The following is a 12,571-nucleotide window of genomic DNA, read 5'->3' as shown; positions in this document are numbered from 1 at the left end:
GCCGATTGCATATCTCATGTCAGTTACGGTCCGGACGGCCGGGCTGACGACCCCTCCGCCGGTCACGTGCTGGCGATATCTTGTAATGTTCCGTCCAAGGCGGCGGAAGGAGCGATCCGGGAGGCAACCCGGATCTGAAAGGCGTACAGATGAGTGATAAGAATGATCTGACTTTCTCGGCGGAGGAATCCCGCATGATCTGGATAGACTGTGAGATGACCGGTCTGGATATCTTCCATGACGAGCTGTGCGAGGTCTCTGTGGTACCCACCGACTTCAACATGAAAGTTCTGGACAAGGGCATCGACCTGGTCATCAAGCCCTCCCAGGCGGCCCTGGATCATATGGGGGATTTCGTCAGGAAGATGCACACCTCCTCCGGCCTGATCGAAGAGATGAAAACCGGCCTGGACCTTGAGGAGGCCCAGCGTCAGGTAATCGAGTACGTCAAGCCCTTCCTGCCCAAGAACGGCAAGGCCCATCTGGCTGGCAACTCGGTAGGTTCCGACAAGAAGTTCCTTGATAGGTACATGCCCGACTTGATGGCTCTTCTGCACTACCGGGTCATCGATGTGAGCACCCTCAAGGAGCTGTCCCGCCGCTGGTATCCGGACGTCTACAAGAACAAGCCGGCCAAGCACGGCGGCCACAGGGCCCTGGCCGACATCATCGAGTCCATGGACGAACTGCGCTACTACCGCTCCATGTTCTTCCTTCCGGCTCCCGGACCTGACGGGGCGCAGTCCAAAGCCGGAGCGGAACAGATCGAGCAGACCAGCCTTCTGCGCCACTACGAAGAGTCCGGCGATCCGGTAGAGGATGCCAACAAGCCTGAGAAGACCGACTACTGACAGGCGTGGCCATGTACCTCTGACGTGGCACCATGGAGGCATGCAGCAATCCGAAGCCTTGACCATATTGAGTGCGGGGGCCAATGCCTTCATCACAGGCGCTCCCGGGTCAGGCAAGACCTTTGTGCTCAATGAGTTCGTCGCCCAGGCTCGTCAGGCCGGAGCGGTTGTGGCGGTGACCGCTTCGACCGGCATCGCCGCCACACACATCAACGGCCAGACCATCCATTCCTGGAGCGGTGTGGGAATCGCCACCTGCATGACCGAATCACTCATGAAGCGGATCAAGACCCGCCGTCGTAGACAGATCGAAGGCACCGACATCCTGATCATCGATGAGGTCTCCATGATGCATGCCTGGCTCTTCGACATGGTCGACCAGGCCTGTCGGGCGGTTCGTCACAGCCCCGAACCATTCGGAGGGCTCCAAGTGGTTCTTTCCGGGGACTTTTTCCAGCTGCCGCCGGTGACTCGATCCAACCGAGCTGCAGGAATACTGCCCAGCCCTGAATTCCAGGCTGCCCGGGAACGCTATGCCCAGGCCGGCAAGGACCCGGACGGGTTCGTCACCGAATCACTGGTCTGGCAGGACCTGGACCCGGTCGTCTGTTACTTGACCGAGCAGCATCGCCAGGACGATGGCCAGCTGTTGACTGTCTTGACTGACATCAGGGAGGGCGGCGTCACCCAGGAGGACCATGAGGTCCTGGCCTCCCGCGTCGGCGCAGTGCCCACACCCGGTCAGGTGGCAGTCCACCTCTTCCCGGTCAACAAGCAGGCTGACACGCTCAACGACCAGCGCCTGGCCGCCATCGACGAAGAGGCCCACCATTACCAGGCCACATCCCGAGGCGAGGCCAGACTGGTGGAGCGGCTGAAGAAGAACATGCTGGCCCCCGAGGATCTGGCCCTGAAGACCGGAGCCGCAGTCATGGCCCTGCGCAACGACCAGGACCATCAATATGTCAACGGCTCTATAGGTACAGTCAGCGGATTCACCAGCTCGGCCAAGGGGGGATGGCCGATCGTCTCCTTCCAGAACGGCAACATAGTCACCATGAAGCCGGCCGCCTGGGAGACCATGGATGGGGACACTGTCTTGGCCGCCGTCAACCAGGTGCCGCTTCGCTGCGCCTGGGGGATCACCATCCACAAGTCCCAGGGAATGACCCTGGACAGGGCGGTCATGGATCTGAGACGGACCTTCGCGCCGGGGATGGGCTACGTGGCCCTCTCCCGTGTGGAAAGCCTGGATGGGCTCTACCTGACGGGCATCAATGAGCATGCCTTCCTGGTCTCTCCCGATGCCGTCGTTCTGGATGCGGGATTGAGGGCCGAGTCCAAGGCGGCCTGCGCCCGTCTGAAGGATGAGGGTCCTGAGTCCTTCACCAAGCGCGCCGTCGGTCAGGAACCAGAAGACGAATTCAGCCAGGACGAACTTTTCTGATTGGTCGCCTTTACCGGTCTTGATCCGGTGTAGTCATCCGGGTCGCTAGAGGCACCATGACAGGCGGACCATGTCTCTCAGGATGATTCCGTTCTCGACAATGGGCTGCTGGTAGCGGTCTACAAAATAATCCCGTTCAATGCGGTCCATGCGAAACCCGCATGTTTGGTAGAAGCAAAGGGCCTCAAAACTGGTGGATCCGGTGCCTACTTCCAATCTTCTCAGACCCAGCCTGACGGTCTCCATCTTGGCTCGGTCTATTAATCTGCTTCCAAGTCCCTGTCGGCGATAAGCACGGCCCACACTGATATTGGCGATTTCCAAGGTATCCGTGTTTGGTCTGACAAGCAGCATGACACCAGTCAGAGCGTGTTCCACTCGGATTTCATAAGCACAGGAATGGGTGAAAACGTCACGGATTATCAGTTCTGAAGGATCGGCCTCCAGGAGGAGTGTCATGTGCTCTGCGTCAAGGTTGGTAAAGGTCTGGATGGTCACACCTGGCTCTGATGACATAGGTGCCCGCCTTGTCCTTGTAAATCAGAAAACCTGTTCGATATACAACCATCATATCTTGGCCCTCTTTATGGGGGAGGGTAATGCTGGAGAGATGCCGGATGTCAAGTTGAGGATTTAACGACCTTTTCCGGTATGTGCCGTTTGGTTTCGGGTTCGGTCATACGGGACATATACGTAAATCCGGTTGACGACCAGGTGAACTCGGACAAACTCCTGCGCCGTTAAAGTTGGCAGGGTCTCACACATCTCACAAGCAGTTGTGCTGGCTCTTTATTTTTTGTCCAAGATCATTCCCCGGCCTCCGGTGACCGTCCAGAGTAAGACGGCGAAGACTGTCAAGACCGCTGCAATCGCCGCCCAAGTCCCCTGCCCAGGAATGGGCGGTTTGATGTCTTCGGGGTACAGACGGAGCGTCATTCCCATGCCTATCTGCATGCCTTGGCTGGCGATATTGATCACTGCCAGCCCTACGCCCAGGCCAAGCCCGTAGAAACGACCAAGCAATGCGATGCCGAGCATGACCAAGGATGCGTCGACCAAGCCATTGCAGACAGCCAGTCTGAGCAGCGACTGTACGCTGGTTGGGCCGCCGTGGGAGTCCGGTACGGTAAGGAGAAAGCTGAGAAGAAACGGCAGCATCAGCACGCCTATCCCTGCGGCCAGGGCTCGCCAACGGACGCGTGCCAGGTTCAGGCGCTCCCAGGTGGGCATAAGCGGGGCAAGCATGACCAAGGCGCACGCGATGAACGCCGCGTAGGCCAGCTCGGCCATGGGCACCATACTGGGCACGGCGCTTTTGCCTTGTGGGCATTGGGTATGCACGGCGTCGTTGAATACCGCTGCATGTGGATCAGGAACGCAGACGTACCCATAATAGGCTGGCCGGGCATAGATCTCCCCGCCGGTAGCGGAGGCCGAGGCGGAGGCAAGCAGGAAGGGCACGGTTGCAGCCATCACGACGAATGCCAAGGCCGCCCATGGGCGGCGTCCAGCCAGCCATCCGACCAAGATTTCGCCTTTCAAGGAGCCGCGTCGATGCCGGCCGCCCATCAGTGGTTCTTCCCCAGATCATTGATGACATCGGACGGCGTGACGGTGCAGCGTTCGAGCCCAGAGAGGTTGCGACGCACATAGGCATGGAACTCTTCATTAGTGGCATCGTTGAGCAGATCGGCGGCGGGGCCTCGGGCGCTTCCCAACCCAGAGATTGCGCTTCCTCCGCCCAGCGACTCGTAGACGGTCTCTCTCATGCGCTGGGGCAACTGCTCCAGCACGAAGGCGGACACGCTGGCACCATCATCCAATGTCCGTTGTTTATACACGTTTTTAAGTGCGGTAGCCGCGCAGTCGGCATGAATAAATTCCTTCACGATGGCCTGTGTGACATCAGCTAGGTCACTGTATCGTCCAGTGCGTTCGGTGACTGTGTCGGTCATTATCTGTATCTTCTTGCCGCCCAAGTGTTCCAGTTCGGCCAGGCCTTGGCCGGTGAGATTCCACGCCTGGCCGTGGGACGTAGGCGTAAAGGCGTTGCCCAGCAAAAGCACAAGACCCGAGCTGCCTTCCACACTGTCCTTGGGGAACCATGAGGCGACCGACCGCATATATCGCATGTAGCGTCTCAGGTGGGCGCCATCATCCGGGTGGGAGCACACTGACAGCGGCACGCCGTCTATGCTTTTGCACACTGGGGTGAACGGAGCGGACCGTCGCCATTCCGCCGGGCCGGACATGGCTACCAGGCCCCCGGCAGCAGTCGGAACTAAAAGAAGCACAGCCAATGGGGCGACTATCCATGACAGGCCGGGCCGCCACTGGTGTGCGGTCAGCATGCATGCCGCTGTGGATGCGGCCAGCACTACTGCGACCAAGATCCAGCGCACTGTCACCGCTGAAAGGTTAATACTGAGTCCCGGCTCGGCACCGATGCCCGTGTCCATCATCGGCATCACCACGGCCAGCGGCGACCCCCAGGCTCGGGGAAACACGTCACCCTTGGGTATGCGCGGCATCAGCAGCACTAAGCTGCCCCAACACAGGGCGGCAGGCAAAAGCGTGGCCGGCACCAGGGACCAGCGGCTGCCCATGATGGCCCCGAGCGCATAGCCGAGAGCGAACATGGCCGCCGGCACTGCCATACCCATGAGCAAGGCTCCCACGGGAACCGATCCGCCTGTGAACCGCAGTGTCTGGACGATGGCGGGAAGACAACCTGCCGCATAGGCCAGGGAACCCAATGCGGCACCCTTGAGGACAGGCACGCCATACCTGCGGACAGACGGGCCCCCGATCCAGGGCGGCGCGACCATGGACCGCGGGGAACACGCTTTCCAGGCGCTCCATGCGCCGAACATGCAGGCGATTACATCCGTCACCAGATGCATCCAGGTCAGGTCGAACTGCAAGGCCGCATCTGTCAATGCCCACGGGGACGCATCTGATTGGCCGACTCCGTAGTTGCGCACCGATAATGCGGCCGGATATGCCATCATTGACAGAAAGAACACCAGCGAGCTCACAGGTGACAAGGGATTGAGCAGACGGGCCATCATGTGACCTCACCCTGGTCGAATGGCAGGTGTCCGGATCCCGTCAGCAGCCGTCGATAACCGGATTCCCAAGGCGATGCCATTGAATCCTCAGGATCGGCCAAGGCGGCGAGATCATCCATGCGTCCGTCCAGGAGCAGATGCCCGTGGTCGAGTACCAGCACGCGGTCGGCGATTGCGGCCAGATCCTCGACCAAATGCGTGCTCACCAGCACTGTATGGCTGTCCGCATATGCGTCGAGGAATTTACGCACCTCAATGCGCTGCACCGGATCAAGGCCAACGGTCGGTTCGTCCAAGACAAGCACGTCGGGACGGGCGACAATTGCACACGCGATGCCCGCCCGTTGACGCATGCCACCGGACAGGCTGCGCACCGGGTGGCGAGCTTCCCCGGACAATTCCACCTGCTCCAGAGCCCACACCGCTGCATCGCAGGAAGCTTTCCAGGACAGACCGCGCGCCCATGCGGCGTACCGTACATTGCGCATTAGGCTGGAAGCATTCATCAACTCGAACGATTGCGGCAAATATCCGATCCGGCTCCTGGCCCGACGTCGTCCAGCGCTTGTCAGCACATTCGCCCTGGCTATCCTTACACTGCCCGAGGAAGGACGCGACAAGGTGGTCACAATATTCATCAGCGTCGTCTTGCCGGCACCATTGGGACCCAAGAGCCCGAATACGCCATTGCCGAAGTTCAAGGACACATCCGACAACGCCTGTTTACGGCCGTAGGAGAAAGACACGTGCGAGAGGGAAACGTCTACTTTATAATTCACCGTTGAACCAAACTAATAAAAGTTGAACCTTTACTCCAAAGTTAAATCAAACGTACATTACATAACTGCTTGAGTCAAATCGATGTGCTTGGCAAGGCGCATGAACGGTGTCCGGAAATGTTCAAAGAAGATGCAATCGCGGTGTTCTGCAGCGTCATGATTAATCTCAAGTGATGATCCGGGGCGTGGCCGCCAGAACTACGTATGATTGGCGCGATGAATAATGTTGGTTTTCAAGAGCCTCCATCTGCTAGCGGTGAGCGCGAGTCAACCCACCGCCTCATCTTCGAAATGGTGTCCAGGCGAGCATTGTTTTTTGAGGGTGGTTCGTCCTCGACGTTGTCGAGCGGCCGTATGCGACCATAGCGACTTTCTCTGTGAAAGCGTCCATAATCATAGGGGTTTATGGCTGGCTTTCAACAAATTGCCATAAGCCGTTCTCTATGGCTGCTTGTCCCTTTGCGCGCATATCTTTGGGAGGTATGAGAACCAAAGCCATGCGCATGTCAACCCTCTTTTTGCGGACCCTCAGAGAGGATCCGGCCGACGCCGATGTGGACTCGGCCAAACTCCTGCAGCGGGCAGGATACGTCCGCAAGGTGGCCCCGGGCATCTTCACTTGGCTGCCACTGGGTCTGAAAGTCCTCGACAAGGTCCAGGCCGTGGTTCGGGAGGAGATCGACGGCATCGGCGCCCAGGAGGTCCACTTCCCGGCCCTGTTGCCTCGCGAGCCCTACGAGGCCACCCACCGCTGGGAGGAGTACGGTGAGAATCTCTTTCGCCTCCAGGACAGGCACGGCGCCGACTACCTGCTGGCTCCTACCCATGAGGAGATGTTCACCCTTTTGGTCAAGGACATGTACTCTTCATACAAGGACCTGCCGGTGGTTCTTTACCAGATTCAGACCAAGTACCGCGACGAGTTCCGTCCCCGCGCAGGGCTGATCAGGGGTCGCGAGTTCATCATGAAGGACGCTTACTCGTTCACCGTGGACGAGGAGGGGCTGAAGAAGGCCTACCAGGATGAACGCGGTGCCTATGAGCGAATCTTCAAGCGTCTGGGCGTCAACTACGTAATCGTCCATGCGGTCTCCGGACCCATGGGGGGATCCGAGTCCGAGGAATTCCTGGCTCCGTTGCCTATAGGCGAGGACACTTTTGCTCTGGCGCCCTCGGGGAAGGCGTGGAATGTGGAGGCGCTGACCACCCCGCGTCCTGGTCCCGTCGACTACACTAAGATTCCCGCCATGCAGGAGCTGGATACCCCTGACTCAACCACCATCGATACCCTGGTGGAGCGGTTCAACCAGCTGCATCCTCGCGAGGATGGCCGGGACTGGACCGCTGCCGATACTCTGAAGAACCTGATTGTGGCCGTCAAGCATCCTGCAGATGATGACCATCCCGAGGGCTGGCGGGAACTGGTGGCCGTCGGCCTGCCGGGTGATCGTCAGGTGGACATGAAGCGGTTGGAGGCCCAGTTCGCTCCGGCCGAGATTGAGGAGGCCAATGAAGCTGACCTAGCTGCCCACCCCGAGCTGGTCAAGGGATATATTGGCCCCCGTGTTCTGGGTCCTCAGCGTTCGGACACCGAGTCTGCCGCCCATATCCGCTACTTCCTCGATGCTCATGTGGCACCTGGCTCAGCCTGGGTGACCGGTGCGGATGCCCAAGGAGTGCATCTGGCCAATGCGGTCTACGGACGTGACTTCCAAGCCGACGGAGTGGTTGAGGCTGCCGAGGTCCGTCACGGGGACATGAGTCCTGACGGTTCAGGGCCGCTCAGCTTTGAGCGTGGCGTGGAGATTGGCCAGGTCTTCCAGCTCGGACTGAAATACTCTGACGCACTGGGTCTGAAGGTCCTGGACAGCAACGGCAAGGCAGTGCCGGTCTGGATGGGCTGCTATGGCATCGGCATCTCTCGCGTGCTGGCTTGCATTGCCGAGATGCATCACGATGACAAGGGTCTGGCCTGGCCCAAGGCTGTCGCTCCTGCCGTGGTCCATGTGGTGGCCACCGGCAAGAAGCAGGAGGCCTTCGATGCCGCCGAGAAGCTGGTCACCGACCTGGAGGACCGTGGTGTGGAGGTCATCTATGACGACCGTCCCAAGGTGTCTCCAGGGGTCAAGTTCAAGGATGCCGAGCTGATCGGGGTCCCCCTGGTCGCCATCGCTGGTCGCGACACCATCGCCAACGGCACCATCGAGATTCGCAACCGCGATGGCTCGGATGTGCAAGCTGTTCCTGCCGATCAGGCTGCTCAGGTGATCGTGGATCGGATTACAGCCTTGCAGTAGGTTATGCCACGCTCATAGTTGCTTATTCGCAACCAATAGGGGTGGGGCCTTGGTCGCGTCATAATCTACGCGACCAAGGCCCCACCCCTTCGGTTGTATCGGTTTGGTTTCAGGAGTCTATCCGGTCAGATGCGCAGCAGTATGGGCAGGTGGTCCTGGCGTTCGCCTGTGTCCACGGGTTCGCTGGTGCTGACCTGATCTGCGATCCGGTTGGAGGTCAGCCAGTAGTCGATGCGCCAGCCGGAGTTGTTGACCTTGCTCTTTGGGGCCCGCTGGGCGAACCAGGTATAGACGCTGCGGTGGTCATCGTAGAAGCCGGCGGCATCTCCATGGATCTTTCGGAAGGTGTCGGTGAAGCCGGCGTCCAGCAGAAGGCCGAACTTTTCGCGCTCCTGGTCGGTGAAGCCGGCGGAATGGTGGTTGGAGGCCGGGTTGGCAATGTCGATCTCCTCGTGGGCCACGTTGAAGTCACCACAGGCCAGGACCGGCTTACGGGCATCCAGTTCCTGCAAGTAGTGACGGTAGCGATCGTCCCAGACGCCGCGCGGCTTGAGCCTGACCAGTCCCGATCCTGAATTGGGGGTGTAGACCGTGGTGACGAAGCAGTCCGGGAACTCCAGAGTGAGCATGCGGCCCTCGTCATCCATGGTGTCCGGAGCGCCGATGCGGGGTTGCGTCACGGTAGGTTCCGGCAGGCTCTTGCGGTAGAGCATGAGCGTGCCTGCGTAGCCTGTGCGGGCCGGGGGCTCGGAGCGGCGGTCCACCTCCTGGTAATCGGGGAAGTATCGCATGAGTGCCTTAAGGATGCCTGCGGATTTCTTCTGATCTCCGTTGAGTTTGGTTTCCTGGATGGCTACGACATCAGGATCCAGATTCCGTATGGTCTCCACCACTTTCAGGGAGAGGGCGCTGCGGCTGCTCTTGCCCAGCAGGGCGGCGTTGAGCGAATCGATATTCCAACTGACCAGCGTGTGAACCATGACTGCGGGTCCTTCCAAACCGTACCGATGTATCTGCTCTCACAGTTTAGCCCAGGACCAATGCTCGATTGCCCTGGGTGCTGAAAGGGACATTGCCAAACCAGCCATGGGCAGGGTTGTCCACCTCGCGAAACAAGCCGGGCTCGTTCGACCACAATGGTCTGCGGGTCAGGTGCGGAGACGTGGGTGGAGGCAGGATAGATTCACCGTTCGATGGAGGGTTTCTGGCCGGGGCCAGTACCTTCCCCCGCTCCGATTATCCGCGTTCCGGTCCGGGATCCTCCGTCGAACGGCCTCATTGCCGCGCGAGCAGGAATCGGCCGGCAGATTTACAGCATCGGATTCATAACATCGACAGAGAGGTGCCGGTATGTCTATCAACGAAATAAAAACGACCGTCTTTGGCTTTATGGGGACCCAGCCGACTCGTCTGGGACAGCCGGGGTCTACACCGATCTGCTCCTTCAGGTTGGGCTCTACGCCGGCCTATTACGATGCTGCGGCTGGGGTGTGGAAACGAAAATCCACCACCTGGCTGACGGTCAAGGCTTTCAGGACTCTGGCGGTCAATGCCTTGGCTTGTCTGCACAAGGGTGATCCAGTCATGGTGACGGGATCCTTGGTGACGGAAGAGTGGACCAGTGACGGCCAGCCGCATAGCAGTCTGGTTTTGATTGCGGATGGCATTGGCCACGACTTAGCACGTGGACAGGATACCTTCACTAGGATCCGATCGAGTTCTGCGCCTATTGATGAGGGGGCTGCCGGTCCGGATCCTTGGACCACACCGCTGGCATCTTCATCGTCCGAAACAGCCTCTGCATCACCTGCCTCATCTGCGCCGGAGGAAGTATCCGTGGAGGCTGCCAATGCTGGATGAACAAAGGTTGCTCCGGCCGAGCAAAACGAAGGCGGAAGGTCGACTGATTCCCGTAGGCCTCCCGCCTTGATCAGCAGACTGATTAAAACCGTCAACCAACGGTTTTAATCAGAACAGGTTTACCAAATCTTGACCCGTGCGTCGGGTTCCAGCCACATGCCGTCGTCAGCGGTGACTCCGAAGGCCTGATAGAAGCGATCCACGTTCCTGACGATGCCGTTGGTGCGGAATTCAGCAGGGGAGTGTGGATCGATCTGCAGATACTGTTCGGCCAGTTGATCCCTGTTCTTGGTCCTCCAGATGGAGGCATAAGACAGGAAGAACCGTTGCAGGCCAGTGTAGCCGTCCATGACCGGAGCCGAGACCAGTGCCTGGTCCATGGCCGCATCGTCTGTCCCAACTGTGCCGCCCTCCTTCTTCTGCAAGGAGAGGGCATAGGCCTTGATGGCGATGTTGACGCCTCCCAGGTCTCCGATGTTCTCGCCGATGGTCAGCGCTCCATTGACATGGGGTGCCTGCTCGGGCTTGTCGGCGTACTTCTCGGCAAGCTGTTGGGGGACGAAGCCGTTGTACTGCTCGATGAGAGCCTTGGTCCGTTGTTCGAAGTTTTCACGGTCCTGCGGGGTCCACCAGTCCTGCAGACGTCCGTCACCGTCGTACTTGGAGCCCTGGTCGTCGAATCCGTGGCCGATTTCGTGGCCGATGACCGATCCGATGCCTCCGTAGTTGACGGCATCGTCGGCTTCTGGGTCGAAGAAGGGCGGTTGCAGAATGGCTGCTGGGAAAACGATGACGTTCAGGGTGGGCTCGTAGTACGCGTTGACCGTCTGAGGATTCATCAGCCACTCTTCCTTGTCCACAGGCTGACCGGCTTTGCCGAACTGGTAGCCAGACTCGTAGAGGTTGGCCCGTCGCACATTGTCGACCAGACCCAGCTTTTCGTCCACAGCCAGAGCTGTATAGTCGCGCCAGTGCTCGGTGTAGCCGATTTTGGGCGAGAATTTGTCCAGCTTGGCCAGAGCCTTGACCTTGGTCTGTTCGCCCAGCCAGTCGCTGGAGGTGATGGAGACCCGGTAGGCGTCGATCAGGTCTGAGACCAGGGCCTCCATGCGGGCCTTGCTGGAGGCAGGGAAGTGCCGGCGTACATATTCGCGTCCGACCTCCTCGCCGCAAATGCCATTGACCAGGGAGACAGCCCGCTTCCAGCGGTCACGCATCTTGGTTGTGCCTGAAAGAACCTTGCCATAGAAGTCGAACCTGGCCTGATCGAAGTCGCTGCTGAGCAGGCCTGCCCACTCGATCAGGGTGTGCACGCGGGCCCAGAGTTTGAGATCCTCCAGATCACTGGTTTTCCAAAGCTCGTTCAAACCCTGCAGGAAGGAGGGTTCGTGCACAATGGTCCTGGACAGGGCTGAGCTCAGGTCGACCGGTTGCATATTGGCGACAGGGCTGGCTGCATATGCCTTCTGCCAGGACTCGATCCAGGTGTGCAGATCGAAATCGGCGAGCGTTGATTCCAGGTCGGCCAGGGTGGTGGGGTTATAGGTACGATCCTCATCACGGGTGGACACGTTGTCCCAATGGCGTGAAGCTATACGAGTCTCGATCTCAAGGAAGGACTCCGCCTGCCTGTGGGCATCCTCCTGGTCATCGGCGTAGCCGGAGAGCCTGAGCAGGGAGGCCACCATGTCGGTGTAGGCTTGTCGGACCGGAGCGTAGCTCTTCTCACGGTAGTAGGCCTCGTCGGGAAGTCCCAGCCCGGCCTGTTCCATATGAGCCACGTTGACGCCGGCGTTGCCCGGATCACCGTAGATGGCAATGCCGAACAGATCGGGACCGCCGGTGGGATTGAGTTGGCCCAGCAGGCTGGTCAGTGCCTTCTTGTCGGGCACGGCATCAATGGCCTGCAGGTCGGAGCGGATTGGTTCCATCCCTGCGGCTTCGATGGCATCGGTGTCCAGGAAACTGCGATAGAGCAGGGCTGACTTGACAGCTGGGGACTCCGGGTCCTCAAGGATTTCATGGATCTGTGCTTCGGCATCCTCGGCAAGCTTGTCGAAGGAGCCGAACCGGGAGCGGTCCTCGGGCAGGCTGTAGGTGTCGATCCAGGGGCCGTTGACAAAGCGGAAGAGGTCGTCCTGCGGCCGAATGACCGAAGAGAAGGAGGCCGGATCAAGTCCGGAAGAGGTCTTGGAATCAGTTGATTGTGCCATGCCACAAGCCTAGCCATCTTTGGTGACATGCCATGCCCTGGGTTGCCGGGAAT

The 12,571-nt window shown here is 59.5% G+C and carries 10 protein-coding genes; 4 read left to right on the top strand and 6 right to left on the bottom strand.

What is annotated here, in order from left to right; all coding sequences use genetic code 11:
• Positions 1 to 149: 149 nt before the first annotated feature.
• A complete protein-coding gene (orn, locus tag DKK74_RS06120) occupies positions 150 to 851 on the top strand; it encodes an oligoribonuclease (RefSeq protein ID WP_110413253.1) in 702 nt (233 codons plus the stop codon).
• A 40-nt stretch (positions 852 to 891) separates the two neighbouring features.
• A complete protein-coding gene (locus DKK74_RS06115; RefSeq protein ID WP_110413252.1) occupies positions 892 to 2,298 on the top strand; it encodes a PIF1 family DEAD/DEAH box helicase in 1,407 nt (468 codons plus the stop codon).
• 45 nt (positions 2,299 to 2,343) lie between these two features.
• On the opposite strand, the gene DKK74_RS06110 is transcribed toward DKK74_RS06115, so the two are convergent.
• From DKK74_RS06110 to DKK74_RS06095, 4 genes are all read right to left on the bottom strand, one after another.
• Positions 2,344 to 2,814: a GNAT family N-acetyltransferase gene (locus DKK74_RS06110; protein WP_052733363.1), complete on the bottom strand. Its 471-nt coding sequence runs from the start codon at positions 2,812 to 2,814 to the stop codon at positions 2,344 to 2,346.
• A gap of 273 nt (positions 2,815 to 3,087) precedes the next feature.
• Positions 3,088 to 3,825, bottom strand: a complete 738-nt coding sequence (locus DKK74_RS06105; RefSeq protein ID WP_146210552.1) for a hypothetical protein — start codon at positions 3,823 to 3,825, stop codon at positions 3,088 to 3,090.
• 41 nt (positions 3,826 to 3,866) lie between these two features.
• The gene (locus DKK74_RS06100; protein ID WP_146210551.1) at positions 3,867 to 5,309 is read right to left on the bottom strand and encodes a hypothetical protein; all 1,443 of its coding nucleotides are present in this window, start codon (positions 5,307 to 5,309) and stop codon (positions 3,867 to 3,869) included.
• Between the two features lie 56 nt (positions 5,310 to 5,365).
• Positions 5,366 to 6,148 (bottom strand): ABC transporter ATP-binding protein, encoded by a 783-nt coding sequence (locus tag DKK74_RS06095; RefSeq protein ID WP_110413249.1) that lies wholly within the window; start codon positions 6,146 to 6,148, stop codon positions 5,366 to 5,368.
• 482 nt (positions 6,149 to 6,630) lie between these two features.
• Between DKK74_RS06095 and DKK74_RS06090 the strand changes: the two genes are divergently transcribed.
• On the top strand, positions 6,631 to 8,445 hold the full coding sequence (locus tag DKK74_RS06090) for a proline--tRNA ligase (protein ID WP_110413248.1): 1,815 nt from the start codon (positions 6,631 to 6,633) through the stop codon (positions 8,443 to 8,445).
• A 125-nt stretch (positions 8,446 to 8,570) separates the two neighbouring features.
• On the opposite strand, the gene DKK74_RS06085 is transcribed toward DKK74_RS06090, so the two are convergent.
• Positions 8,571 to 9,425, bottom strand: a complete 855-nt coding sequence (locus tag DKK74_RS06085) for an exodeoxyribonuclease III (protein WP_110413247.1) — start codon at positions 9,423 to 9,425, stop codon at positions 8,571 to 8,573.
• A gap of 370 nt (positions 9,426 to 9,795) precedes the next feature.
• Between DKK74_RS06085 and DKK74_RS06080 the strand changes: the two genes are divergently transcribed.
• Positions 9,796 to 10,305, top strand: a complete 510-nt coding sequence (locus DKK74_RS06080) for a single-stranded DNA-binding protein (RefSeq protein WP_110413246.1) — start codon at positions 9,796 to 9,798, stop codon at positions 10,303 to 10,305.
• 119 nt (positions 10,306 to 10,424) lie between these two features.
• On the opposite strand, the gene DKK74_RS06075 is transcribed toward DKK74_RS06080, so the two are convergent.
• A complete protein-coding gene (locus DKK74_RS06075) occupies positions 10,425 to 12,518 on the bottom strand; it encodes a M13 family metallopeptidase (RefSeq protein ID WP_110413245.1) in 2,094 nt (697 codons plus the stop codon).
• Positions 12,519 to 12,571: the final 53 nt, after the last annotated feature.

Source organism: Bifidobacterium asteroides, from assembly GCF_003202755.1.
Taxonomy (GTDB): domain Bacteria; phylum Actinomycetota; class Actinomycetes; order Actinomycetales; family Bifidobacteriaceae; genus Bombiscardovia; species Bombiscardovia asteroides_F.
This window is presented reverse-complemented; position numbering and strand designations above follow the sequence as displayed.